A 25,342-nucleotide genomic window follows, 5' to 3' on the forward strand; every position below is an offset into this window, starting at 1 on the left:
TGCACGACGTAAAAAAACAACGCATGCGGCCATGGCGTCGTGAATCGGCCGATAGGGAAAAACCGCGCGTGCGCGGCGGGGCGCGGCGCCCCCGGCCTTGTTACCAGGTGTCTTCCAGATACCGCGGCTTGCACGCCATGCGTCCGCCCACGATCAGCACCAGCAGACAGGCGCCCAGCATCGCGAACGGCCACACCCAGCCGTGGCTGAGCTCGTGCAGCCAACCGAACGCCAGCGGCCCCAGGCAGCTGATGGTGTAGCCCAGTCCCTGCATGAAGCCGGACAAGGCGGCCGAACCGCCCGGCGTGCGCGTGCGCAGATTGATCAGGGTCAGCGCCAGCGGGAACGTGCTCGGGCCCAGGCCGATCAGGCCGACCCACAGGAAGGTGCCGTGCATCGGCGCCAGCAGCAGGCCGGCGAAACCACCCAGATACGCCAGCACGCAGGCCAGCACGATCGGGAACGGATTGGCGATGCGCACCGCCAGCATCGGCATGCACAGCGCGCTGATCATGCCCAGGGTCGAAAACAGCGCGACCATGCTGCCGCCCAGCGCGGCGCTGCCGCCGGCTTCGACCAGCAGCTTGGGCAGCCAGGTGAACATCGAATAGGTGATCAGCGAGGTCATGCCGAACATCAGCGTCATGCCCCAGGCCACCGGCGAGCGCCAGACCTTGCCGCGCGCGACCGGCGCGGCCGGCACGGACAGTTCCGGCGCTTCATCGCCGACGGCGACGGCGCGATCGTGCGCGCTGGCCAGTTCGCGCGCCTGCGCCGAACGGCCGCGCGCTTCCATCCACAGCACCGCCAGCCACGGCAGCGCCGCGGCCACCGCCACCAGCGACCACGACGCCAGCGACACGCGCCAGCCCGACGCCTGCGCCAGCGGCACCGCCGCCAGCGCCGGCAGGATCGTGCCCAGTTGCAGCACGGTGATGTAGGCGGTGCTGACCGTGCCGACGCGATCGCCGAAATAGCGCTTCACCAGCGGCGGCAGCACCACGTTGCCGATGCCCATGCCGGCCAGCGCGATCGCGTTGGCCGTGAGCAACTGTCCGGTATCGCCGACGAAGCCGCGCGCCAGCAGGCCCAGCGCCGCCACCGCCATCGCCAGCAGCGCCGCGCGCTCCAGGCCGATGCGGTGCGCCAGCGCCGGCGTGGCGACGCCGAACAGGGCGAACGTCGCGGTCGGCACCATGCCGAACACGCCGGTCATGGTCGAACCGAAGGCGAATTCGCGGCCCAGCGCATCCAGCAGCGGCGTCAGCGAGGTCACCGCGGTGCGCAGGGTGAAAGCCGACAGCACGATGCCGACCAGCACCCAGGCGCGGCCCTGCCAGAGCGGACGGGCAAAGGGCGTAGGGGCTGCGGTAGCGCTCATGGCGTGGTGCGTCGTCGAAAGAAAGGGGGAATGGCGCGAGCCGCGATCGGCCCGCGCTCAGGCTCGCATCGCGAAAGCGACCGCAGCGATGCGAAACCTGGGGAGCGCCGATCGCCGACATCGCGAAGGATATCGGCAGGATGCGGGAGCGGGGTGGGCACAGTGTGGCCACTGGCCGGCATGCGCGCCAGCACCGGCGCGGCAACGGTCAGTTGCGGCAAAGTCGCCGCCTGCCGCCCCGGCCGCCGCGATGGAACGCACCGATCCGCCGGTGCGGCCCCGCGCGGCTTGATGACGGCCAGCGCCGGGCGCATCGTCTTTGTACCTATTCGATGCGCCTGGCGCGGAGTTTCACCATGAGTTCCTTGTCCCCCAACCCGGCCCCGCGCGTGAAGATCGATTTCGTCTCCGACGTCGTCTGCCCGTGGTGCGCGGTCGGCCTGAATTCGCTCGAACAGGCCATCGCCCGGCTTGGCGACGAGGTCGAGATCGAACTGCATTTCCAGCCGTTCGAACTGAACCCGCAGATGGCCGCCGAAGGCGAGAACATCGACGAGCATCTGGCGCACAAGTACGGCCTGGGCGCGCAGCAACTGGCGCAGAACCGCGAGGCCCTGCGCCAGCGCGGCGCCGCGGTCGGCTTCGAGTTCAACGCGCGCGACCGGATCTACAACACCTTCGACGCGCACCGACTGCTGCATTGGGCCGGCGTCGAAAGCCAGGCGCAGGAACGCGCGCTCAAGCACGCCTTGCTGAAGGCGTATTTCACCGACGGCCGCGACGTGTCCTCGCATGAGGCGCTGGTCGCGGTGGCGATCGAAGCGGGCCTGGACGGCGAACGCGCCAAGGCGCTGCTGGCCTCGGACGAATACGCCGACGCGGTGCGCGAGCAAGAGCAGTTCTATCAAAGCCAGGGCATCCGCGCGGTGCCGTCGGTGATCATCAACGACCGTCACCTGATCCAGGGCGGCCAGCCGGTGGAGCAGTTCGAAGCGGCGTTGCGACAGATCGCCGGCGTGCCGCAAGCGGCGGGTTGATTGCGGGTGGATGCGACTGCGCCGCGACGCAGTCGCATCGAGCCCAACGTCGAGGCGAAGCTTCGAAATCTTTTGTGGGAGGGAGCTTCAGCCCCGACACAAGATCGCCGAGAATCCGCGATTCGCGGTTTTCGTCGTTCGCAGCCATCATCGGATCTTGTTGAAGCCGCAATCGATCCTGAGCCTCGCGACACAACCGAGCGACGCAGCCCCGGAATCTTTTGTGGGAGGGGCTTCAGCCCCGACACCAGCTCGCCGCGAATCCACAGTCAGCGGTCTTCTGTATTCGCAACCATCATCGAGTCTTGTCCAAGCCACGATCCGCCCGTAGCATGCGCGGCGCGACCGAAGTGGATCGCGACCCCTCTTGCCAGCCCGGCTCGCGCCTGCCAGCCCTCTTTTTCGTAATCGCCGCGCCGCGCTGTCAACCCAGCGTTACTTCACGCAAGCGACCGCCCGCACAGTCTCGACCCGCCGCCTCGCGAATTCGCCGATCTGTGCCGCTTCGCGCCTTCGCATCAACGCCCTTGCAATACCGTTGCCATCAAGCGGCTCGCATGCTTCGGTCTTTCGCCAAGCAAAGGAGGGTTCGATGATCGGCTTCGACGGTATCGCGCGCGCAGTGCGCATCAGTCTCATCGCCAGCGGCCTGCTCGCCGGCGCGTTCGCAACCGACGCCACCGCGGCCGGCCTGTCGGCGCAATCGGCCGCCGACCGCGCCGCGCTCGCCTTGCGCTGGGCACCGGTACACTACCAGGACGTCGACCAAACCGGCAGCCACGCACTCGGCGGCGGCGCCGACTACGTCACCCGCTACGACTTCGACGGCGACCTCGACGGACGCAACAACTGGGATCGCGCCGGCCAGTCCGCGTATCCGCTCGCCGCGCACGGCTACTACTCGGTGGTCGAAACCAGCACGCACTGGTTCATCACCTATCTGTTCTTCCATCCGCGCGACTGGACCGATTCCTTCTTCGACACCGAACACGAGAACGACGCCGAAGGCGTGCTGTTCGCGATCGCCCGCGACGGCTCCACCTACGGCACGCTCAAAGCCGCGGTGACCGTCGCCCACACCGACTTCTTCTCCTTCGTCCCCGCCGGCAGCAACTGGACCGCTGGCGCCGAAAACGTGGACGGCGCGCTGTCGTTCCTGACCTACCAAGGCGCCCCGCATCCGGTCACCGCGCAGGAAGCGAAAGGCCACGGCCTCAAGGCCTGGCCCGCCTACAACATCAACGGCGACGGCGTGATCTATTACCCCTCGCTCACCACCGCGGAAGTTCCGTCCAACGCCGACGACCGCGACGTCAAATACAAACTCATCGACATCTTCGAGCCCGGCGGCATGTGGGACCAGCGCAACAACAGCTGGTTGTTCGCCGGCTACGGCAGCTTCGCCGGCGACAAGACCGGCGGCTGCGGCAGCGGCGCGATCGGCTGCAACACCAACTCGGCGAATGCGCCTTGGGGTTGGGACGACAGCAACGATGGTCCGGGGCGGGGGATGTTGGCTAGCGATCCGGTGGGGTTGGTGACGAACTATTTCCGGATTCCGGAAGGGGTGAGTGCTAGCTACACCTACAATACTTATCGGTAATGCCGAATGTGTGGATCGGAAAAGTAAGAAACGATTCGGATCACACAGATAAATACGATCGGCGTTGTCTCACGTGTTGCCTTTCACTCGGTGATCCTGGACGCGGCCAGTGCGACAGCTCTCCGCGTCTGGGATCATAGGGATAAAAGACGGCGCTCGGCATCGCGTCGCGATCGGATTGCAATGGTCGAGTCTTGTAGACTGGACTGCAGGAAGGCTCCGGCGCTATGGCTGTTGCCTGAGATTCACGGAAGAAAGAAGAGCCATGTCATTTGGGGATATTTCATGAACTTGTTCGGATCGTGCCGCTGCTGGCTGACGCTGACGTTGTTGCTTGTCGCCTCGGCGGCCCATGCCCAAATCATTCCTGGCTCTGAGGGGATGTGGTACTACCCCTCATCGCTGGCGGGTGGCGGTGAGGAGTGCCGGACTCCCGAGGTCTATGCGGCGACTCCCGAAGAGGTGGCCGTCTTGCACATGCGGCATAACAATGCCGTTACGACCATGGAGTGCTTCCAGAAGTGCACTAATCCATATACGCATCTGGGCACGACGATAGTGAGCCCCACTCGAGCCGTGGCGCGTCTTAAATCGAACTGCACTAATTCCACGTATGAGTACGATATCGTAAGAAAGAAGAGTCCCAAACCGCCCAGCTGTCCGAACGAGGGGCAGGTGGGTGCAGGGCAGGGTAGCGCTGGAAACCCCTGCAACCTGGGTACGGGAGATAAAGTTCAGGCCGCTACTGATTATCGATCTGCGGACGGTGATCTGACACTAACGCGTTACTACACCAGTGGCCCGACTAATACGGCTTATGCCCCATTAGGGCCGAAATGGCAGTTCAGCTACGGCCATCGCGGATTAGGCTTCAACCAGCCCGTCGCCGCCGGCTTGGTGCAGGAGATGCAAGCGTTTTTCTGGCGCCCTCAGGGGAACGCGATTTTTTTCCATTACGACGCGGCCAGCGGAACTTGGTTGAGTGACCCCGATGTAAGCGAACGGCTGACCCAATTAATCGCGCCGTCGGGATTGCACGATGGTTGGGTTCTGTCGGCCAAGGCAAGCGGTGCGCGAGAAATCTACGATGCTGCAGGGCGGCTGATTCGGCTCGAAGATACTCGCGGGCCTTACAACTGGTTGACTTACGACGTAAACGGGCAACTGAGCAAGGTTACCGATCGTAAAGGACGATCTATCACGTTCGTCTTCGATAACTACAAGCAGCTGACTAAGGCTACTTTGTCTGATGGCGGTGTGATCACCTACCACTATCTGTCTGGGATGTTTTCATGGGTTACTTATCCCGATGCCACGCCTGGGAGCCCGAGCGATAATCACTGGGTCCAGTATCACTACGAAAAGGCGGGGCAGCCGCAGTTGTTGACGGGGACTGTCGACGAAAATGGAAGTCGTTCTTCCACTTGGGATTACGATGCCGAGAATCGAGTCAATCTAAGCGTTCATGGCACTGCCACTTCAGCGATAGATCGCGTCGCTATTTCCTATGAGGCCGACGGTTCAGCGACGTTGACGCAGCCCTTGGGCGCGGTCACGACAGTCAATTTCGAAACGCTGCATGGCGTGCGACGCCTGAGTAGTCAATCCGGCCTGTGTCCGAGTTGTAACGGCGGGCAGATTAAGAAGAAGACGTTCGACGTAAATGGATATCCCGACGTCGTTACTGATTTTCGTGGCACTGAGACGAATTACGATTACAACGCTGCGGGACTGCTGACTCAGCAGATAGAGGCTGCGAACGATACGAGTGGAGCGAGGAGCGCCACGCAGACAGACTGGGATGTTGGATTGCGCGTGCCGCTACGGCGCCGTTTGTACGATGCATCTTCGGTTTTGCTTCGGACTGATGCCTGGACATACAACGCACGTGGTCAAGCCATAACGCAATCCCAATCGGATGGAACGACTACACGCACCAGCGCAACAACTTACTGCGAGCAGTCCGGTATAGATGCTGGCACCTGTCCCTTGCTCGGATTGATCCTGTCGAAGGACGGATCGAGAACCGACGTTGCCGACGTCACTACCTTTGTCTATTACGCTAGCGACGACGCGACTTGTGTCGCGTCGCCGACCGCGTGCCCGCATCGGAAAGGCGATCTTTGGAAAGTGACGGATGCGCTTGGGGGCGTTACTGAGTTCGTGCGCTACGACGGCGCGGGGCGCACTCTTTCGATCAAGGACCCGAACGGCGTCATCAGCGATACCGAATACAACCCGCGTGGCTGGATCGCGGCGACGAAAGTTCGGGGCCCGGACGATAGTGTCGAGACGGACGATCGGATCACCCGTTTCGAATACTGGCCGGTTGGTACGGTCAAAAGCATTGTTTTGCCCGATGGTTCGCGTACCAACTACGCATACGATGTGGCGAAGCGACTCACCGATATCACCGATGGCGACGGCAATACGATTCATTACACACTCGACAACGCGGGCAACCGTAAGCAGGAAGACACCAAGACCGCCAGTGGAGCGCTTAAGCGGACATTGTCCAGGGTCTATAACGTACTGGGACAGTTGCAAGCGCAGAAGGACGCTTCGCAGAACGCCACTTCATTCGACTATGACGCCAATGGCAATCTCAATACGACCACAGATGCTCTGGGGCGCGTAACTGATCAGGATCTGGATCTGCGGAATCGACTCAGCCGCACCTTGCAGGATGTGAATGGATTGGCGGTCCAGACGGCGTTCAAATACAACGCGCTGGACCAGCTGGAGAAGGTGACTGATCCGAAGGGGCTGGACACGGTCTACGCCTATAACGGGTTCGGCGAACAGACTCGCCTAATTAGTCCGGATACCGGCGTTACCAACTACACCTACAACGCCGCGAGTAAGGTCGCGACCAAGCAAGACGCGAACGATCCCGAGCCGCACCGCTACATCTACGACGCATTGAATCGTCCCAAGACGGTGTCCTATACCGCCGCGGGCGGACCGGGTGTGGAGTACGACTACGGCACGGTCAACAGCGTGTGCACGGCAGGCGAGACTTTCGCGATCGGCCGCGTCACCGCGATGCGCACCGACGGTACCGAGTTGAAGTATTGCTACGACCGTTTCGGGCAGGTCGTGCGTAAGGTGCAGACGGTCGATAGCAAGAGCCTCACCTTGCGTTACGCCTACACCTTGGGCGGACAGCTGAGCGCAATGACCTATCCAGACGGCGCTGTGGTCGATTACGTGCGCGACAGCCAGGGTCGTATCAAGGAGGTTGGCGTGACGCCGGCTAGCGATACGCGCACGGTGCTGCTCACCGGTGCGACCTACGAGCCGTTTGGGCCGGTGGCCGGTTGGACGTACGGCAATGGTCGCACTCTGGCTCGTACCTACGATCAGGACTATCGCGCCAGGAGTATCTATGACCCGTCGCCCGGAGGTCTGTCGCTGCATTACGGCTACAACGCTGTTGGCGAGCTGACTGAGCTGAAAGATGGATTGCAGAGCACTACGCTGGCTAAGTACGACTACGATACGTTGGGTCGGCTGACTGTCACACGCGACGGCCCGACTGGTACGCCTCTAGAGACCTATGGTTACGATGCCACTGGCAATCGAGTGAGCTTGCTGCATGGGGGGCTGACGGATATCTATAGTTATCCAACGGATAGTCACCGACTAGCAAGCGTCGGCGGGATTGCTCGCGGCTACGACCCCGTCGGCAACACCGTGAGCATAGGCGGCGCAGCGAAGGAGTTTGTATATAGCGCGAACGATCGAATGACGCAGGTGAAAGAGGGTGGAGTGGCCAAGGCTAGTTATCGCTATAACGCGCGAAGCGAGCGAGTTGCCGTTGCGCTTGGTGGAGGAACTGCGATTGATACATATACGTTGTACGACGAAGCAGGGAACTGGGTCGGCGATTACGATGCAGCAGGAGGTGCAAGGCAACAGACCATTTGGATGAACGGCACGCCGATGGGGGTTCTGGCGGCTGCGGCAGCAACCCAGAAACTACATTACATCGAGTCGGATCGCCTCGGCACGCCACGCACTGTGTTGGACTCAGTTAGAAATACGGTGCTCTGGAACTGGGATGCAAAGAGTGAGGCATTCGGTAACAGCACGCCTAATCAAGATCCGGATATGGATGGCGCTGCCTTCGTGTTCAACATCCGCTTCCCAGGGCAACATTATGACGCTTCGTCGGGCTTGAACGGGAACTATTTCAGACAGTATGACGCGACTGTGGGGCGCTACTCTCAAAGTGATCCGATAGGGCTTTTGGCAGGCGTAAATACATACGCTTATGTTCGTGGCAACCCGATGCGTCGTACCGATCCATATGGTCTTGCGGATATATTTACTACTCTAGATATTGACTTGGCTGCCGGAATTGGGGTTGAAATTAATGTGGGTCAGGTATTTGATACCGATGCGCCAATGGACTCTGGTGTTTATTTCTCGATTGGCCCATCGCATGGTGGCAATGTTGGCCTGGGCGTTGGGGGAGGGCTGGTTTGTCGGGACATTGAAGGGAAAGGCGCGAATCTTGATCTTAATGCCGGCAGGATTTCTCCTTCATTGAGTTTCGACGATCAAGGGCTCAATGGAATTGCCCTAACGGTCGGGCCGGGAGCGGGGCTATCGGGCTCCACGACAACGACTTGGACTTTGTCACCGAACGTAGTTATCAATTTTGTGAAGAGTCTGGGAAAGTAGGCGGACCGCATGTCAGAAGTATCTGTCATCGATTCATTTGTGGAAATGTCTGGCCCGCAGCTAATTTTTCTCGGGCTGTTTATTATTGTGTCTGTTGTCGGTGGAAATTATGTGTTCGCGCTCCATAACAAGCGAAAAAATAAAGCTGTATGGTCTTACTTTGACGTTTTTCGGGATTTGAAAGAATTTAATGTGCGTGAGTGGCTAGGGCTCTTGTTGGTTTTTGTTGTTGCCATGTTATTCGGAATCCTTGCGATTATTGTTGGGAGGCAGTCTTAAGCAGCTATAGGCGCACTCTGTGCATCGGCATCGACGACACGGGTTTTGCCTGAGGTATTTTCCCTCATCGACGGCAGCTATCCGCGGACGACGGATCTATATAGAAGCGGCATCCGCCGGGTGAGCATCGAGCAGGCCTGGGAATCGAAACCAGAGGGCCGGAAGCGATTGAGGCGGACTGGAATGCGGAACATCCGATCAAGTAGTCCCTCTTGTCGGTAGGCCTGACTGCCCGCTGACGCCTTCAAGCGCCCATGACTTTGCCGAGCCGGCCCATTCGATGCCGCCTCGCGCCCGAAAACACTAATTCCCCCTGCAAAACGCCGTGGAGCCTTGCGCGCCTCCGCCAAAGGTCACTTGACCTCGCCCACCCAAAAAAAGAGAATGATCGTTCATTCTACGATGTGGCCGCGGTCTGTCCGACCGCAACAACGACCTGAGGCTCCCCCATGCCGTCGCGCAAGTCCCTGTCCTATAAGACAATTCTCACTGTTTCCGTGCTCAGCCTGGCCCTGGCGGCCTGCGGCAAGGGAGGCGATCAACAAGGCGGTCCTGGCGGACCCGGCGGCCAGAAGGGGCAGGTCACGGTGGTGACCCTCAAGCCCGAGACGGTCACGCTGACTCGCGAATTGCCGGGGCGCACCAGCGCTTCGCTAATCGCCGAGGTGCGGCCGCAGGTCAACGGCATCGTCGAGAAGCGCTTGTTCACCGAGGGCGGTCTGGTCAAGGCCGGGCAGCCGCTGTATCAGCTCGACGACAAGACCTACGCCGCCGATCTGGAAACGGCCAAGGCCACGCTCGCGCGCGGTGAGGCGTCGTTGAATTCGGCGCGTCTGAACGCCAGGCGCTCGGCCGATCTGGTCAAGATCGATGCGGTCAGCAAGCAGGACGACGAAACCGCGGTCGCCACGCTCAAGCAAAGCCAGGCCGATGTGTCGTCCGGCCGCGCCGCGGTGCAGAGCGCCAGCGTGATCCTCGGCCGCGCCCGCATCACCTCGCCGATCACCGGCCGCATCGGCAAGTCGGCGGTCACCGCCGGCGCGCTGGTCACCGCCAATCAGGCCGATCCGCTCGCGGTGGTGCAGCAGCTCGATCCGGTCCACGTCGATATCAGCCAGTCCAGCGCCGAACTGCTCGCGCTGCGCAAGCAGATCGCCGCCGGCACCCTGACCGAAGCGACCACGCCGGTGACCATCGTGCTCGAGGACGGCAGCAAGTATCCGCTCGAAGGCAAGCTGGCGTTCTCGGAAGTCACCGTCGATGAAGGCACCGGCAGCTTCCTGCTGCGCGTGGTGGTGCCGAACCCGGACAACATCCTGATGCCCGGCATGTACGTGCGCGCGCTGGTCGGTACCGGCGTGCGCCAGAACGCGCTGCTGGTTCCGCAGCAGGGCATTTCGCGCGACCCGAAGGGCAACGCCACCGCGATGGTGGTCGGCGCCAAGGGCACGGTCGAGCCGCGCGAACTGCAGGTCAGTCAGGCCATCGGCGACAAGTGGCTGGTCGAAAGCGGCCTGAAGGCCGGCGACAAGGTCATCGTCGAAGGTCTGCAGAAGATCGGCCCGGGCATGCCGGTGGACGCGACCGAGAAGGGCGCAGCGCCGGCCAAGCCGGCCGCGGCCCCCGCCGGCGCGCCGAAGCAGTAATCGGAGAAATTCATGGCACGGTTCTTTATCGATCGCCCGATCTTTGCCTGGGTCCTGGCGATCATCATCATGTTGGGCGGCGCGATCGCGATCACCCAACTGCCGATCTCGCAGTACCCGACCATCGCGCCGCCGACCGTATCGGTGAACGCGTCCTACCCCGGCGCTTCCGCCAAGGCCGTCGAAAACTCGGTGACGCAGATCATCGAGCAGAACATGAAGGGCATCGACGGCTTGCTGTACATGTCGGCGACCAGTTCCTCCGACGGTCAGGCCGGCGTCACGCTGACCTTCGAAAGCGGCACCGATCCCGACATCGCCCAGGTGCAGGTGCAGAACAAGCTGCAGCTGGCCACTCCCTTGTTGCCGCAGATCGTGCAGCAGCAGGGCGTGAGCGTGTCGAAGGCCAACTCGGCGTTCTTGCTGGTGATCGGCTTCGTGTCCGAAGACGGCAGCATGAACGGCGCGGACATCGCCGACTACGTCGCCGCCAACCTGGTCGATCCGCTCGCGCGCGTCAACGGCGTCGGCAGCACGCAGCTGTTCGGCACCAAGTACGCGATGCGCATCTGGCTCGATCCGGACAAGCTCAACACCTACAAGCTGACCCCGACCGACGTCATCAACGCCCTGCGCGCGCAGAACGCCCAGGTCGCGGTCGGTCAGCTCGGCGGCACGCCGTCGGTGAAGGGCCAGCAGCTCAACGCGACCATCACCGCGCAGGACCGCCTGCAGACCGCCGACCAGTTCAAGAACATCGTCGTGCGCGCCAACAGCAGCGGTGCGGTGCTGAAGCTGTCCGACGTGGCCCGTGTCGAACTGGGCCAGGAGGACTACAGCACCATCGCCCGCTTCAACGGCAAGCCGGCGACCGGTATCGCGATCTCGCTGGCGACCGGCGCCAACGCGCTGGCCACCGCGCAGGCGATCCAGGCCGAACTCGAACAGCTCAAGCCTTCGTTCCCGAAGGGCCTCAAGGCGGTGACGCCGTTCGACACCACGCCGTTCGTGCGCGTGGCGATCGAGGAAGTGATCAAGACCCTGCTCGAAGCGATCGTGCTGGTATTCCTGGTGATGTACCTGTTCCTGCAGAACTTCCGCGCCACCCTGATCCCGACGATCGCGGTGCCGGTGGTGTTGCTGGGCACCTTCGGCCTGCTGGCCTTGTTCGGTTATTCGGTCAACATGTTGACCATGTTCGCGGTGGTGCTGGCGATCGGCCTGCTGGTCGATGACGCCATCGTCGTGGTCGAAAACGTCGAGCGCGTGATGAGCGAGGAAGGTCTCTCGCCCAAGGAAGCCACGCGCAAGTCGATGGACCAGATCACCGGCGCGCTGGTCGGCATCGGCCTGGTGCTGTCGGCGGTGTTCGTGCCGATGGCGTTCCTGGGCGGCGCGACCGGCGTCATCTACCGCCAGTTCTCGGTGACCATCGTTTCGGCCATGGGCCTGTCGGTGCTGGTGGCGATCGTGCTGACGCCGGCGCTGTGCGCGACCATGCTCAAGCCGATCGAGAAGGGCCATCACGCCTCCGACAAGGGCTTCTTCGGCTGGTTCAACGACAAGTTCGATCGCGGCAACCTGAAGTACCAGGGCGTGGTGCGCGGCATCGTCACCCGCACCGGCCGCTTCATGATCGTGTTCGCGGCGATGGCGGCGTTGATGGCGGTGTTGTTCATCCGTCTGCCGTCCTCGTTCCTGCCGCAGGAAGACCAGGGCTTCTTGTTCACCATCGTGCAGGCGCCGGTCGGCGCCACGCAGGAACGCACCGGCGAAGTGCTCAAGAAGGTCGAAGAGCAGTTCCTGGGCGACAAGGCCGTGGATTCGCTGTTCACCGTGCAGGGCTTCAGCTTCGCCGGCAACGGCCAGAACGCGGGCATGGCGTTCTCGCAGCTCAAGCCGTGGGAAGAGCGTGAAACCACCTGGGGCGATCGCTGGCGCTGGCTGACCAGCTTCGGCAAGACGCCGATGCCCGACAACAGCGTCAACGGCGTGGTCGGCCGGGCGATGGGCAGCTTCATGCAGATCAAGGATGCGTTCGTGTTCGCGTTGGCGCCGCCGGCGGTGTTCGAACTGGGCAACTCCAACGGCTTCGTGTTCTACATGAAGGACAACGGTTCGCTGGGTCACGATGCATTGGTCGCCGCGCGCAACCAGTTCCTCGGCATGGCCGGCAAGAGCGAGCTGCTGCAGAACGTTCGTCCGAACGGCATGGAAGACACCCCGCAGTTCCGCGTCGATGTCGATAACCAGAAGGCCGCCGCGCTGGGCCTGAACATCGCCGACATCAACTCGACCCTGCAGGCGGCCTGGGGCGGCCAGTACATCGACGACTTCGTCGATCGCGGCCGCGTCAAGCGCGTCTACATCCAGGCCGACGCGCCGTTCCGCATGGCGCCCACCGATTTCAATCGCTGGTACGTGCGCAACGACAAGGGCGAGATGGTGCCGTTCTCGGCCTTCGCCACCACCCGTTGGGAATTCGGTTCGCCGCGCCTTGAGCGTTACAACGGCGTCTCGGCGCTGGAAATCAACGGCGAAGCCAAGCCGGGCGTGAGCTCGGGCCAGGCGATGGCCGAGGTCGAGAAGCTGGTGGCGCAGTTGCCGCCGGGCATCGGCCTGGAATGGACGGGCCTGTCGTATCAGGAACGCCAGGCCGGCGCGCAGACGCCGCTGCTGTACACGTTGTCGCTGCTGATCGTGTTCCTGTGTCTGGCGGCGATGTACGAAAGCTGGGCCATCCCGACCTCGGTGCTGCTGATCGCGCCGATGGGCATCCTGGGCACGGTGCTGGCGACGTGGCTGCGCGGCATGGAGCGCGACGTGTACTTCCAGGTGGCGATGCTCACCACGGTGGGCTTGTCGAGCAAGAACGCGATCCTGATCGTCGAGTTCGCCAAGGAGAACCTGGAGAAGGGCATGGACCTGATCGCGGGCACGTTGGCGGCCGTCCGCGACCGTCTGCGCCCGATCATCATGACCTCGCTGGCCTTCGGCCTGGGCGTGTTGCCGCTGGCCCTGGCGAGCGGCGCGGGTTCCGGCGCGCAACGCGCGATCGGCACCGGCGTGCTCGGCGGCATGGTGGTGGGTACCTTCCTGGGTATCTTCTTCGTCCCGCTGTTCTTCGTGGTGGTCGAGAAAGTGTTCGTCCGAAAGAAGCACGCGCCCGCTGAGCAGGGCACGCAAGGAGCGCAGAGCCATGAGTAAGTTTTCGATCCACGCCCTGGCGCTCGCGATCGCGGTGGCGACCACCGGCTGCATCAGCCTGGCGCCGAAGCTGCCCGAGCAGCAGGCGGCGATTCCGGCGCAGTGGCCGCTGCCGCCGACCACCCAGTCCTTCGTCGGCGCGCAACCGCTGACCTCGGACCCGGCGGCCACCGGCGCCGCGACGGATTCGTCCGTCGCGGTGGCCGACATCGGCTGGCGCGATTTCTTCGCCGACCAGAATCTGGAAAACCTGATCGGCCGCGCGCTCGACAACAACCGCGATCTGCGCGTGGCCGTGCTCAACGTCGAGAAGGCGCGCGCGCAGTACCGCATCCAGCGCGCCGACCGGGTGCCGGCGCTGGGCGCCAGCGCGCAGTTGGATCGCCGTGGCGGCGACAACGTGCCGGTCACCGACCAGTACACCGCCGGCATCGGCATCACCAACTTCGAACTCGACCTGTTCGGCCGCGTGCGCAGCCTCAGCCAATCGGCGCTGCAGCGTTACTTCGCCGAGGAAGAGGCGCGCCGCAGCGCGCAGCTGAGCCTGATCGCCGAAGTCGCCAACGCCTATCTGACCTTGGCGGCCGATCGCGAACTGCTGTCGGTGTCGGAAGCGACGCTGAAGAATCAGCAGGCCGCTTACGATCTGACCCAGAAGCGTCGCGAGCTGGGCGCGGTGTCCGGGCTGGAACTGAGCCAGGCGCGCACCCAGGTCGAGCAGGCGCGCGCGGATTCGGCGCGTTATGCCGGCCAGGTCGCGCAGGACATCAACGCGTTGAATCTGCTGGTCGGCGAAACCGTCGATCCGACGCTGTTGCCGCTCAAGTTGACCGACGGCGTCACCGGCCTGGCCGGGCTGCCGTCGGGTCTGCCGTCGGAAGTGCTGCTGCGCCGTCCCGATGTGCTGCAGGCCGAGCACACCTTGCGCGCGCAGAACGCCAACATCGGCGCCGCGCGTGCGGCGTTCTTCCCGTCGATCAACCTGACCGGTTTTCTCGGCAGCGCCAGCAACGAGCTGTCAGGTCTGTTCGACTCGAACACGCGTGCGTGGACGGTGAATCCGGTGATCAATCTGCCGATCTTCCAGGGCGGCAAGCTGCGCGCGAATCTGGCTTCGGCCAAGGCCGATCAGCAGATCGCGCTGGCCCAGTACGAGAAGGCGATCCAGTCCGGTTTCCGCGACGTCGCCGACGCGCTGGCGCTGACCAAGACCCTGGCCGAACAGCGTCAGGCGCAGGAAGCGCTGGTCGAAGCGGCCTCGCGCGCCGATCAGTTGTCCACCGCCCGCTACAAGGCCGGCCGCGACAGCTATCTCAACCAGCTCGATGCGCAGCGCACGCTGTACGGTGCGCAGCAGGGCCTGGTGACCACGCGCCTGAGCGAACAGGCCAACCGGGTCACGCTGTACAAAGTCCTCGGAGGTGGCTGGAACGAGCGCAGCCAATGAGCACTCCGGGCAAGCCCACCGCCAAGGCCGCCGCGCGCGCGCTGGCTCAGCGCGAGCGCATTCTCGTGGCGGCGCAGAAGTGTTTCGTCGTGCACGGCTTCCACGCCGCCAGCATGGCCAACATCGCCGACACGGCGGGCATGAGCGCGGGCCTGATCTACCGTTATTTCAAGGGCAAGAACGACATCATCCTGGCCATCATCGAGCGCCAGCTCGAAGAGGCCCGGGCCGATATCGCCAAGCTGCACGCGACCAGCGATCTGGTCGCGGGCATCGCGGAAGTGTTCGGGCAGTGGCAGGCCAACGATCCCAATGTCACCAGCGCGGCCTTGTTCCTGGAGCTGACCGCCGAGGCCACGCGCGATGAGGAAATCGCCGTGGCCACGCGCGCGTCCGACAACGTGTTCCGGTCCTTGCTGGGCGATTGGTTCGTGCGCGCCGTCGCCGACGGCGGTTTGGGCGTGTCGCGGGATCAGGTCGCCACGCGCGTGCTGATCCTGCAATGCCTGATCGAAGGCCTGGCGATGCGCGCGATCTCGCAGCCGGATTTGAGCGTGGATCAGGTCAAGTCGGCGTTGAATGAGTTTCTGCCGAGTTTGTTGACGGCGTGAGATGCCGGTGTTCGCGCTTTTGTAGGAGGGGCTTCAGCCCCGATGCTTTTGTTTCAGGTATCGCGTGAGCTGAAAGAAGAGCATCGGGGCTGAAGCCCCTCCCACAAAAGCGTCCAGGGTTCGCGAAGACGCGCGGCTTACCCTCGCAAGCCCTTGGCCAACTCGCCCACGGTCTTCAACGCCGTCTCGATCTTCTTGTCCCACGGCTGCCCGCAACTGAGCCGCACGTGGTGGGCGTAGTCGCCCCGATTGGAAAACAGATGCCCCGGCAGGATGCCGATGCCATGCGCCATCGCCGCTTCGAACAAGGCCTGCCCGCCGACGGCTGGCGGCAACTCCACCCACAAGGTCATGCCGCCGGCCGGTTCGGCCACGCAGGTGCCGTCGGGCCAATGGTCCAGCAAGGCCTGCCGATAGATCTGCGCATTGCCGGCCAAGGTCCGGCGCAAGCGCCGCAGTCCGCGTTCCATGTCGTGGCGGGCGAAGAAATCGATCAGCGCCATCTGCGGCAAGGTCGCGGTGGCGACGGTGGAAAAGCTCTTGGTCCGCAGCAGTTCCGAGCGGCGCCGCCCGCCGAGCATCCAACCCACGCGCAAGCCCGGCGCGAGCATCTTCGAATACGAGCCGCAGGTGACCACGTGTTCGCCGTCGTCGTAACGGCGCAGCGGCGACGGACGTTCGCCGGAGTACGCCAGTTCGCCGTACAGATCGTCCTCGATCAAGGCCGTGCCGTGAGCGGCGCAGGCGGCGACGATCTCGCGCTTGCTCGCCTCGCTGGTCAAGCTGCCGAGCGGATTGTTGAAGTTCGGCACCAGCAGCGCGGCGCGGACCGCGTGGCGTTCGAGCAGTTCGCGCAATTGCGCCGGGTCGATGCCGCGGCCGGGATGGTTGGGAATTTCCAGCACGCGCAGGCCGTGCGCCGACACCGCCTGCAGCAGGCCGTGATAAGTCGGCGATTCCAGGATCACGATGTCGCCCGGGCGGGTGATCGTGCGCAAGGTCAGGCTGATCGCCTCCATCGCCCCGGCGGTGACGATGACTTCGTCCGGATCGATCTCCACGCCGCATTGCGCGTAACGCTGAGCGATGCGCTCGCGCAACTGCGGCAACCCCTGCGGCACGGTGTAGCTCAGCGCGGTGTGCGGATCGCGCCGCATCGCGCGCGCGACTGAAGCGGCCAGCGCCGCGGTCGGCAGCATCGAGGCGTCCGGGGTGGCCGCGTGCAGCGGAATCAGGTCGCGACGCGATTGCACGTCGAGCACGCCGAGCAGGGCGGGATTGCTCACCGGCATCGGCGCGCGGGCGAGGTGGCGCGCGCGCGAACCGCGCGGCGGCGCACCGGCGGCGGCGCGCACGTAGTAGCCCGAACGCGGCCGCGCTTCGATCAGCCCTTCGCGTTCGAGTTGCTGGTAGGCCTCGACCGCGGTGGCCAGGCTGATGCGCTGATCGCGGCCGAGCCGGCGCAGCGACGGCAGGCGTTCGCCGGCGCGCAGCACGCCGCGCTGGATCTGGCGGCGCATGCGGTCGGCCAGGCGTTCGTAGAGGAGGTCTTGGGACATGGGGGCAAATCCGATGACATGTTCGAAGCCCCTCTCCCGCTGGCCACCCAAGGTGACTTCCTTCGGGGCGCGGGAGAGGGGTTGGGGTGAGGGCCGGCAAGCGCTGGTGAAGGCAACGGCATTCGCGCCTTCGGCGCTCACTCCCCTCACCCTAACCCTCTCCCGCAAGCGGGAGAGGGAACAGATGCAGCCTCGCGGCCCCGCAAACTGTACCGGTCGAAATTGATCCTAACTGAATCTGTATCGGTCCGCAGCCCGGTCCTAACCTGAGCCTCCCCGATCCCGTCGCCCCGGCGCGTGCACCGCGCAGTCCCTCATGCCCCCCGTCGCCACCCCCGCCGAGTCGCGTACCGCCCTGATCCAGTTATTGGTCGCCGAACTGCTGATCGGATCGGTCGGCGTGTTCGTGCACGAAAGCGGCCAGAACGCGATCACCGCGGTGCTGTTCCGCTGCATCTTCGGCTGCCTGTTTCTGTTGGCCTGGGGCACCGCGCGCGGGCTGTTCCGCGGCTTGCTCGGCGAGCGCGCGCTGATCCGCTCGGCGATCGTCAGCGGCGTGCTGCTGGTGCTGAACTGGGTGGCGCTGTTCGCCGGCATGGCGCGCTCGTCGATCGGCGTGGCGACGATGGTCTACCACTTCTTCCCGTTCGTGATCCTGGGGATGGCGGCGATGTTCTACGGCGAGCGCACGCGCGCGGCCGACCTGGGCTGGACGGCGATAGCCTTCGTCGGCGTGCTGTGCTCGGCCGATCCGTTCAAGTTGTGGAACAGCGCCGGCAGCGGTTATCTGATCGGCGTCGGCATGACCTTCGTGGCGGCGATCCTGTGCGGCGCGTCGTTGCTGTTGTCGCGGCGGATCAGCCGCGAGCGGCCGTTCGCGGTGGTGCTGATCCAATGCCTGGTCGGCGTGGTCATGCTGGCGCCGTTCGCCGATTACGCCGCGGTGTGGACGCCGGGCAGTCACTGGTTCTGGCTCGCCGGACTGGGCCTGATCCACAGCGGCGTGTGCTACGTGCTGTTCTATTCGTCGTATCCGCGCCTGCAGGTGGCGACGATCGCGGTGCTGGCTTTCATCTATCCGGTGATCGCGCTGCTGCTGGACTACCTGCTCTACGGCCGCACATTGGCGCCGGTGCAGAGCCTGGGCGTGGCGCTGATCGTGCTGGGCACTCTGGGCGTCAATCTGAAATGGCAATGGCGCCGGCCGTTGCCGGCGCGGGCTTGAGCGCTCGCGAAGACCGCATGTTTTTCTCGACCCGGTCCGTCGTGTAGACGGGGCAGCAGGCGATTGCGCCTGCTCGGCCGGCGCAAGGACGCGCCGGCAGGGTATTTGTCGTTCGCCGATGCGATGCCGCGGCGAGCCGATCGCGACTCAGTCGGCGAGCACCAGCCGCCAGGCGCCTTCGACATCGTCTTCGACTACCGTCCACGGCACCTGCTCGGCCCCGCGCAGGCGTTCCCAGCCCCGGGCCAGCTCGTCGCGGATGTCGTCCCAATGGCGTTCGCCGTGATGCAGGCGCGCGCCGATGCCGTAGGTGATCGCCAGTTCGCGGGTGTGATGCGGGATCGCCGCCGCGCTGGCCGAAGCCGGATCGCCCGGTTCGCTCTCGGGCGAAGAGGAAAGCCAGTCGACGTAGCGAGGGGGCATGGGGGCAGTCCGTTGGCATTCCTTTTGCATTAGGACGATATCGGTTTTATGTTCGGTGGGGGTTACGGGAAGTGGCTAGCTCACATCCGAAACGCGAGCCAGGTCGCAAACACGCATTCGGGTTTTCGCGCGTTCGTTCGTACTCCACCGAAAGTCGGAGGCCCGGCGCGACCAAACTGAACCTTGAGTGGGGCGCATGCTGAATGCGCCGGGTGTTCGCGGCCGCGCGGTGAATCGGCCGTCGATAAGCCATTCGTTTCCATCGGCGCGGCCGGATGCACCGGCGGCAAAAAAACGCCGCCCACGAGGGGCGGCGCCCGAGCGCTTCCCTGCGCTCAACCCTTGATGCAGACCACCTGGCGCAAGGTGTGAACCACCTCGACCAGATCGGTCTGAGCCGCCATCACCGCTTCGATCGGCTTGTACGCCGCCGGCGATTCGTCGATGACCGCCGCGTCCTTGCGGCATTCCACGTGGGCCGTGGCCTCACGATGGTCCTTCAGCGTGATCTGCTGCCGCGCTTGCGTGCGGCTCATGACCCGGCCGGCACCGTGGCTGCAGCTGCGGAAGCTGTCCGCGTTGCCCTTGCCGCGCACGATGTAGCTGCGCGCGCCCATGCTGCCGGGGATGATGCCGAGCTCGCCTTCGCGCGCGCTGACCGCGCCCTTGCGCGTGACCCACAACGATTCGCCGAAATGTTCCTCGCGCTGCACGTAGTTGTGGTGGCAGTTGACCGCGGTTTTTTCCAGCTGGAACTTCGGCAGCTGGATACGCATCGCGTGCAACACCCGCTCCATCATCGCTTCGCGGTTATGGCGGGCGTAGTCCTGTGCCCAGCCGACCGCTTCGACGTAGTCGTCGAACAAAGGCTCGCCTTCCAACAGGAAAGCCAGGTCCTTGTCCGGCAGATGGAAGCCCAGCACGCGGCGTTCCAGTTTCAGCCGCGCCAGCTCGATGAAGTAGCTGCCGATCAGGTTGCCGGTGCCGCGCGAGCCCGAGTGCAGCATCACCCATACCGCGCCGGCCTCGTCGAGACAGACTTCGATGAAGTGATTGCCGCCGCCGAGCGTGCCGATCTGCTTGTCGAGCTTGTCGGTGCGCAGCTTGCGGTGCTTGCCGTGGATGACCTCCAGCCGCGACGCCAGGCCCGACTTGGCCAGGCGCGTGGCGTGGCTGTCGGGCAGGCGCCGGTGCTCGCCGCCGCGGCCGTTGCCGACCGGCACGCAGTGCTCGATCGCCGAACGCAGCTTGGCCAGACTGTCGGGCAGGTCCTTCGCCCGCAGCGTGGTGCGCACCGCGGCCATGCCGCAGCCCAGATCGACGCCGACCGCGGCCGGAATGATCGCGCCGCGCGTGGGCACCACCGAGCCGACGGTGGCGCCCTTGCCCAGGTGGACGTCGGGCATCACCGCGACCCAGGGGCCGACGTGGGGCAGGGCGGCGATGTTGCGCAGCTGCCGCCGCGCGCCTTCGTCGACCGTCACCCCGCGCACCCAGCCCTTGACCGGCACCGCGCCTTCTTCGGCGTGGAGCAGTTCGAAGCTTGATGTACTCATGTCAATGTTCCTTGTTGCGCGCGCCGTTTCGTATCGGCGCGCGATATTTGGATGCATGCGGCGCCCGCCCGCCGGAGCGCGGGCTCGCGGCGTACGAATCGGGCGCGGTGCCGTTGCGCAGTCCGTGATCGCTCAACTCCGCGCCGCTGAGCTGCCGCTTGCGCCGTGCGTACAGCGCGCAAGCGCCGTATGTCCGGCATCGCTCGCCATCGCAGGGGCCGATCTTCTTGTGGGTCACCGCATCGAAGACGATCTGCCTCGGCAGCTTGCGCCTGCGTTGATCGGGCTTGCGCGGCGTATCGCGCGCGGGCACCGGCGCGAGTGCGACCTCGTACCACAGGCCGTCGATGCGCCGCAGTTGGGTGTGCGCGTCCAGCGTGCGCACCTCATCCTGCCAACCTTCGCGACGCGCGCGCACCGCCATGCGGTGCGCGCGGCGGCGCTCGCCGCGCAGGCCGATCGCCGCCTCGTTGCGCATCAGGCAACCGTTGCGGGGATCGACATACAGCGCGCTACGGACTTCAGCGAGCGGCGCCAAGCCGCCCCAGCTTCTCATTACATGGAATTCTCCGTCGATTTCGAGCACTTGCATGGCCACGAAATCATCAATGTGTTGATGGATGTGTTGCTGCACGGTGTTGCGCCGGTCCACGCGCGCGCACAGCTGCGAGTAGACCAAGTCCCAGCGCCGTCCGACCTGGCGTTCCAGGTAGCGCTGCAGCGGGCGCAGGTTTTCGTTGAGGCTTTTACGGTAGCCGTGTCGCAGGCGCAGGCTCTCGTGGACACGCTGGTCTTCCGGGTCGCGCGCTTCGCGTCCCGGCTTGTCCCAGCCGCCGCCCAGGCGCGGGCGCTCGACGATCACTTTGTACATGTCGTTTCGCATACAGGTTTGGTATCCGATAGCTATCGGCGCGCTCGGCCATGCGGCCGGGCACGACGGTACGGCCGCCCCACGCGGGGCGGCGCTCGCGTTGCCTTCGCGGCTGAGGCGCTATCGGAATCCGCATGGCGTGCCGCCATGCGGTCGTGCGTCTCAGCCGTTGCCCTTCAGGCTGACCAATTGCTTCATGACTCCCTCCAGACCGCCGAATACGGTCAGCTTGTCGATCTTCTCGGTGATCTTTTCCAGGGCCTCGAGCTCCTTCAGGCGCATCAAGACCGGGCTTTCCTCGATCAGCTTGGCGGTGTTGAGCAGGCTGCGCGTCGCGTTCGCCTCTTCGCGGCGACGGATCACGTTGGCCTGCGCGGTCTTCTCCGCCTGCACCACGCCGTTGAGGATGTCCTTCATCTCGCCCGGCAGGATCACGTCCTTGACGCCGACGCCGAGCACTTCCAGCCCCGCCTCGGCGACCGGCCCGCGCACATGGGCGAAGATGTCCGCGTCGAGCGAAGCCTTGTCGCCGAGCAATTCGTCCAGGGTCTTGGACGAGATCGCCTTGCGCAGACCGTACTGCAGCTCGCGATAGACGTGGTCGAGGTACTTGGCGACGCGGGTACGCGCCGCGACCGGGTCGGTCACGCGCAGGCTCGCGGCCAGGTTCACGCGCAGCGACACCTTGTCGCGGGTCAGCAGTTCCTGGCCCGATACTTCCATCGCCTGCACGCGCAGTTCCACCACCTCGACCGCGACGTTCTTGCGCAGGTTCCAGAACGCATACGCGCCCGGCTCCAGACGACGCACGAACTTTCCGTCCACGAACAGCAGACCGGCCGATTCGGTCGGCACGTTGCCGGCGACCGCGACGCGGTCGAGGTAGCTGAGCTGACGCAGGCCGTTGGCGACCTCGCGCTCGACCTCCAGACCTTCGCCCAGGGCGATGGCGCGGATCTCGATGCTGGCCAGGCCCTTCCAGTACAGGCGGCGGGTGCCCGGCGCGAGCACATCGGCGATGCGGCCGTTGCGCAGCATCAGCCCGACTTCGTCGTTGCCGATGTCGGCCAGGACAAAATGCATCTGCAGGCGCTCGCCCAGGCCGGCGATCAGCGCCTCGCCATCGTTGCCGGTGTACTGGCTGTTGCCGATGTCGTGCGTGACCAGCGCCAGCTCGCGCTTGAAGTCGCTGAGGCGATGGACGCCAGCGCCGAGCACGCGCTCGATGCGGCGGTTGCGGTAAACCAGGACGCGCTCGGCATCGCCGACCACGACCTTCTTCATCCAGAACATGGTGTTCTCCTTGAGGTTCCGGTGGGTCCGATCCGTGGTGGTGACCGTTGCGACCGAATCGGTTGTCGCAAGGGCGCGGTGAAAAGCCAGGGCGATCGCGGCGCCCGCGGGCGCCGCGATGGGTTCGTCATGCGCGCCGGGCGCGCACAACGTTGGAGCTTGTTCGCCGCGCACGGAGACGAACGGAACAAGGCGGAAACGCCCCTGACGCCGTCACCGCGAAACCCGCGCGCGGATCGCGCGGAGCCGGTGCCGCCAGGCATCGCGACGATCCTTGTCGCCGATGCTTGCGCCGCGCCGTTCCTGCGCCTTCAGGGCGTGGGTCCGGCGGTGCCGCCGCTGCCGCGTTTCGTTGCGCGTCGCGTGACAGCGACGTTTGGCGAAACGCCGCACGGGGCGTTTCCTGGGTTGGAACTTTCGTTCCTTCAAGACTGCTTTTTAGGCAGTAGGTGGGATAACGGGAATCGAACCCGCGACAACAGCATCAAGACGCTGTGCTCTAACCGACTGAGCTATATCCAAGCGAAAGGGTCGGACTCGAACCGACGGCCTGCGCACTAAGTCGCCGCTCTAACCGACTGAGCTACCTTCCAAAGCAGAACCCGTCCGCGCACTTCGGCATACGCCACGGCACGGCCGCGCGCACCGGACGGGATGGCAACCCGTACCGCTGAAATGCGTTTCATTGATTCTGCGCACTGACGTCTGTTTCCAGACGGCAATTCGTTCGGGCGCAAGCGCCCATGTGAGTCGATCGCGCACGCGCCGCCCGTGCCGAAGCACCCAAGCACAGCGCTCAAAGCGCCTCTGCGGTCGAACCCCTGTGTCTACGATGCTTCGGGGCCGTGTGCGATCAAGCTTGTTTTCAAGGGTTATGGTGTCCTTTGCGAGCGCTGAAACGAAAACGCCCCCGGTGTTCGACCGAGGGCGTTCGCTTCCTCGGAAGATCGGGCGACCGATCTTCCTTGGCAAAGAAGATCAATCCGGCGTGTGTTGCGCCTGGCGACCGCGCATCGACAACGCGCGGTCGAACAGACCGGGGCACGAGGCCCGCAGTTCGTTCTGTTTGGCGATGTGGATGTCGAGATGCATGTGAAGGCGGTCGGTTGATTGCGTCGCAAGGACGATGGGCGCGAACTCTACGCTCGCGAAATTACGGATGCAAGACCGTTCGTCGTCCCGCGAAAGGTTTTTTCGCGGTCGGTGTGATCGATTCGGGCGGGGGTGTGGCGAGAGATTTCTAGTTGCGATGATGGTTTGAGGTTGCGCGTGCCCTCACCCCGGCCCTCTCCCGCAAGCGGGAGAGGGAGGGAAAGCGATGCGGGACGATGTGATTGCGTTGCGTGCGATCAGAATTGGCCGACTCTCGCCAACAACGCATCGGTATCGATCACCTCGGCAAACTCCGCGCGCAACGTAGCCAGATGTGCGCGGCTGATCGCTTCGGCCGCAATCACCGTCCCGTCGGCGTCGGTCAGATCGAAACAGCAGCAGGCATCGCCGACCACGACCGTGCGATAGCCCAGGTTGCTCGCCATGCGCGCGGTGGTGGACACGCACATGTCGGTGCTGATGCCGAACAGCACGACGGTGTCGATGCGCAACCGGCGCAGGCGCAAGTCCAGGTCGGTGCCGATGAAGGCGGCATTGGCCGATTTGCCGACGACCGTTTCGCCGTCGAGCGGTTCGAAGCCGTCGCGAAAGGCATGGCCCGCATGCGTGGGCTGCAACGGCGAACCGTCGTGGATGGAATCGTGGCGCACATGGATCAACGGCAAGCCGCGTTCGCGCCAGGCCGCGAGCAGGCGTCGGCCGTTGTGTTCCATCGCCGGATTGTTTCGAGGCCCCCACGGCGGATAGTCGAAGCCGCGCTGGACGTCGATGGGAATGAGGGCGGTGCGATGCGATGAGTTCATGGAGATCGGTTCGTTGGGATGGGCTGGGACGCGGACATGGTCGGCACGGGCGCGGCGCGCTGGGCGATGCGGCATGGTGCGCATTGCGCCGTGCCGGTCTCAACCCGGCACAATGACGGTCCCGGCCGGCGCGGCCGGACAGCCGCCACGGGTTCCCATCATGAAGACGCTGGACGAAGTCGATCGCAAGCTGATCGCGTTGCTGCAGGACAATGCCCGTCTGTCGACGGTGGCCCTGGCCAAGGCGGTGAGCCTGTCGCGCAGCACCGTGCAGGAACGCCTGCAGCGCCTGGAGGCGGCCGGGGTGATCGCGCAATACACCGTGCGCCTGGGCAGCGGCGGCGATCCGCTGTGCGCGTGGCTGATGCTGCGTTACGCGGAAGGCTTCAGCTGCGACGACATCGTGCCGCCGCTGTCGGAATGGCCGCAGGTGCGGCTGGTGCACAGCGTGGCGGGCGAGACCGATCTGATGGTGCTGGTGGAAACGCGCTCGCCCGGCGAGTTGGCCGACCTGCGCGAGCGGGTCGCGGCGATGAAGGGCGTGGACGACGTCACCACGATCCCGATCCTGCGCACGGCGCTCGATCGCACCTAAGCGC

At 64.5% G+C, this 25,342-nt stretch carries 18 protein-coding genes and 2 tRNA genes; 10 read left to right on the top strand and 10 right to left on the bottom strand.

The annotated features are described in order from the left end of the window. Window positions 1–100: 100 nt before the first annotated feature. Window positions 101–1,381 carry an MFS transporter gene (locus J7J50_RS15450; protein WP_215056743.1) on the bottom strand — a complete coding sequence of 427 codons (1,281 nt, stop codon included), beginning with the start codon at window positions 1,379–1,381 and terminating at the stop codon, window positions 101–103. A 356-nt stretch (window positions 1,382–1,737) separates the two neighbouring features. Here J7J50_RS15450 and J7J50_RS15455 point away from each other — a divergent pair, with 356 nt between their 5' ends. The 8 genes from J7J50_RS15455 to J7J50_RS15490 all read left to right on the top strand — a co-directional run bounded on the left by J7J50_RS15455 (window position 1,738) and on the right by J7J50_RS15490 (window position 15,900). Next, a complete protein-coding gene (locus tag J7J50_RS15455) occupies window positions 1,738–2,418 on the top strand; it encodes a DsbA family oxidoreductase (protein WP_215056742.1) in 681 nt (226 codons plus the stop codon). A gap of 592 nt (window positions 2,419–3,010) precedes the next feature. Then, window positions 3,011–4,021 carry a hypothetical protein gene (locus J7J50_RS15460; RefSeq protein ID WP_215056741.1) on the top strand — a complete coding sequence of 337 codons (1,011 nt, stop codon included), beginning with the start codon at window positions 3,011–3,013 and terminating at the stop codon, window positions 4,019–4,021. Between the two features lie 285 nt (window positions 4,022–4,306). Continuing rightward, complete coding sequence (locus J7J50_RS15465) at window positions 4,307–8,710, top strand: RHS repeat-associated core domain-containing protein (RefSeq protein WP_215056740.1); 4,404 nt, start codon at window positions 4,307–4,309, stop codon at window positions 8,708–8,710. A gap of 9 nt (window positions 8,711–8,719) precedes the next feature. Beyond that, window positions 8,720–8,989, top strand: coding sequence for a hypothetical protein (locus J7J50_RS15470; protein ID WP_215056739.1), 270 nt, complete (start codon window positions 8,720–8,722; stop codon window positions 8,987–8,989). Between the two features lie 449 nt (window positions 8,990–9,438). Next, entirely contained in the window at window positions 9,439–10,635 is a 1,197-nt protein-coding gene (locus J7J50_RS15475) for an efflux RND transporter periplasmic adaptor subunit (RefSeq protein ID WP_215056738.1), read from the top strand. A 12-nt stretch (window positions 10,636–10,647) separates the two neighbouring features. Beyond that, on the top strand, window positions 10,648–13,842 hold the full coding sequence (locus J7J50_RS15480) for an efflux RND transporter permease subunit (RefSeq protein ID WP_215056737.1): 3,195 nt from the start codon (window positions 10,648–10,650) through the stop codon (window positions 13,840–13,842). Then, a complete protein-coding gene (locus tag J7J50_RS15485; RefSeq protein WP_215056736.1) occupies window positions 13,835–15,289 on the top strand; it encodes an efflux transporter outer membrane subunit in 1,455 nt (484 codons plus the stop codon). Before J7J50_RS15480 ends, J7J50_RS15485 begins: the two co-directional genes overlap by 8 nt. Next, complete coding sequence (locus tag J7J50_RS15490; RefSeq protein WP_215056735.1) at window positions 15,286–15,900, top strand: TetR/AcrR family transcriptional regulator; 615 nt, start codon at window positions 15,286–15,288, stop codon at window positions 15,898–15,900. The genes J7J50_RS15485 and J7J50_RS15490 overlap by 4 nt, the downstream gene beginning before the upstream one ends. Window positions 15,901–16,037: 137 nt before the next feature. Here J7J50_RS15490 and J7J50_RS15495 read toward each other — a convergent pair whose 3' ends face one another. Next, window positions 16,038–17,459 (bottom strand): PLP-dependent aminotransferase family protein, encoded by a 1,422-nt coding sequence (locus J7J50_RS15495; RefSeq protein WP_215056734.1) that lies wholly within the window; start codon window positions 17,457–17,459, stop codon window positions 16,038–16,040. Window positions 17,460–17,775: 316 nt separating this feature from the next. On the opposite strand from J7J50_RS15495, the gene J7J50_RS15500 reads away from it, so the two are divergent. Then, complete coding sequence (locus J7J50_RS15500) at window positions 17,776–18,684, top strand: DMT family transporter (RefSeq protein WP_215056733.1); 909 nt, start codon at window positions 17,776–17,778, stop codon at window positions 18,682–18,684. A 147-nt stretch (window positions 18,685–18,831) separates the two neighbouring features. Here J7J50_RS15500 and J7J50_RS15505 read toward each other — a convergent pair whose 3' ends face one another. The 8 genes from J7J50_RS15505 to J7J50_RS15540 form a co-directional block, all read right to left on the bottom strand. Beyond that, window positions 18,832–19,107 (bottom strand): hypothetical protein, encoded by a 276-nt coding sequence (locus tag J7J50_RS15505; RefSeq protein ID WP_215056732.1) that lies wholly within the window; start codon window positions 19,105–19,107, stop codon window positions 18,832–18,834. A 335-nt stretch (window positions 19,108–19,442) separates the two neighbouring features. After that, window positions 19,443–20,663, bottom strand: a complete 1,221-nt coding sequence (locus J7J50_RS15510; RefSeq protein ID WP_215056731.1) for an RtcB family protein — start codon at window positions 20,661–20,663, stop codon at window positions 19,443–19,445. Window position 20,664: 1 nt separating this feature from the next. Then, window positions 20,665–21,546, bottom strand: coding sequence for a hypothetical protein (locus tag J7J50_RS15515; protein WP_215056730.1), 882 nt, complete (start codon window positions 21,544–21,546; stop codon window positions 20,665–20,667). A gap of 150 nt (window positions 21,547–21,696) precedes the next feature. Further along, entirely contained in the window at window positions 21,697–22,827 is a 1,131-nt protein-coding gene (locus J7J50_RS15520; RefSeq protein ID WP_215056729.1) for a slipin family protein, read from the bottom strand. 213 nt (window positions 22,828–23,040) lie between these two features. Then, complete coding sequence (locus J7J50_RS15525; protein WP_215056728.1) at window positions 23,041–23,220, bottom strand: hypothetical protein; 180 nt, start codon at window positions 23,218–23,220, stop codon at window positions 23,041–23,043. A gap of 56 nt (window positions 23,221–23,276) precedes the next feature. Further along, window positions 23,277–23,349 (bottom strand) — tRNA-OTHER (locus tag J7J50_RS15530). After that, window positions 23,350–23,420 (bottom strand) — tRNA-Thr (locus J7J50_RS15535). Window positions 23,421–24,176: 756 nt separating this feature from the next. After that, window positions 24,177–24,743: an isochorismatase family protein gene (locus J7J50_RS15540; protein ID WP_215056727.1), complete on the bottom strand. Its 567-nt coding sequence runs from the start codon at window positions 24,741–24,743 to the stop codon at window positions 24,177–24,179. A gap of 160 nt (window positions 24,744–24,903) precedes the next feature. Here J7J50_RS15540 and J7J50_RS15545 point away from each other — a divergent pair, with 160 nt between their 5' ends. Further along, window positions 24,904–25,338, top strand: coding sequence for an Lrp/AsnC family transcriptional regulator (locus J7J50_RS15545; protein WP_215056726.1), 435 nt, complete (start codon window positions 24,904–24,906; stop codon window positions 25,336–25,338). The last annotated feature ends 4 nt before the right edge of the window (window positions 25,339–25,342 follow it).

The sequence above is a fragment of the Lysobacter sp. ISL-50 genome (genome assembly GCF_018612875.1).
Taxonomy (GTDB): Bacteria; Pseudomonadota; Gammaproteobacteria; order Xanthomonadales; family Xanthomonadaceae; genus Lysobacter.

Bases quoted from the DNA above. Each gene is read 5' to 3' on its own strand.
- J7J50_RS15450 (WP_215056743.1), bottom strand. From the start codon at position 1,381: ATGAGCGCTACCGCAGCCCCTACGCCCTTTGCCCGTCCGCTCTGGCAG.
- J7J50_RS15455 (WP_215056742.1), top strand. From the start codon at position 1,738: ATGAGTTCCTTGTCCCCCAACCCGGCCCCGCGCGTGAAGATCGATTTC.
- J7J50_RS15460 (WP_215056741.1), top strand. From the start codon at position 3,011: ATGATCGGCTTCGACGGTATCGCGCGCGCAGTGCGCATCAGTCTCATC.
- J7J50_RS15465 (WP_215056740.1), top strand. From the start codon at position 4,307: ATGAACTTGTTCGGATCGTGCCGCTGCTGGCTGACGCTGACGTTGTTG.
- J7J50_RS15470 (WP_215056739.1), top strand. From the start codon at position 8,720: ATGTCAGAAGTATCTGTCATCGATTCATTTGTGGAAATGTCTGGCCCG.
- J7J50_RS15475 (WP_215056738.1), top strand. From the start codon at position 9,439: ATGCCGTCGCGCAAGTCCCTGTCCTATAAGACAATTCTCACTGTTTCC.
- J7J50_RS15480 (WP_215056737.1), top strand. From the start codon at position 10,648: ATGGCACGGTTCTTTATCGATCGCCCGATCTTTGCCTGGGTCCTGGCG.
- J7J50_RS15485 (WP_215056736.1), top strand. From the start codon at position 13,835: ATGAGTAAGTTTTCGATCCACGCCCTGGCGCTCGCGATCGCGGTGGCG.
- J7J50_RS15490 (WP_215056735.1), top strand. From the start codon at position 15,286: ATGAGCACTCCGGGCAAGCCCACCGCCAAGGCCGCCGCGCGCGCGCTG.
- J7J50_RS15495 (WP_215056734.1), bottom strand. From the start codon at position 17,459: ATGTCCCAAGACCTCCTCTACGAACGCCTGGCCGACCGCATGCGCCGC.
- J7J50_RS15500 (WP_215056733.1), top strand. From the start codon at position 17,776: ATGCCCCCCGTCGCCACCCCCGCCGAGTCGCGTACCGCCCTGATCCAG.
- J7J50_RS15505 (WP_215056732.1), bottom strand. From the start codon at position 19,107: ATGCCCCCTCGCTACGTCGACTGGCTTTCCTCTTCGCCCGAGAGCGAA.
- J7J50_RS15510 (WP_215056731.1), bottom strand. From the start codon at position 20,663: ATGAGTACATCAAGCTTCGAACTGCTCCACGCCGAAGAAGGCGCGGTG.
- J7J50_RS15515 (WP_215056730.1), bottom strand. From the start codon at position 21,546: ATGCGAAACGACATGTACAAAGTGATCGTCGAGCGCCCGCGCCTGGGC.
- J7J50_RS15520 (WP_215056729.1), bottom strand. From the start codon at position 22,827: ATGTTCTGGATGAAGAAGGTCGTGGTCGGCGATGCCGAGCGCGTCCTG.
- J7J50_RS15540 (WP_215056727.1), bottom strand. From the start codon at position 24,743: ATGAACTCATCGCATCGCACCGCCCTCATTCCCATCGACGTCCAGCGC.
- J7J50_RS15545 (WP_215056726.1), top strand. From the start codon at position 24,904: ATGAAGACGCTGGACGAAGTCGATCGCAAGCTGATCGCGTTGCTGCAG.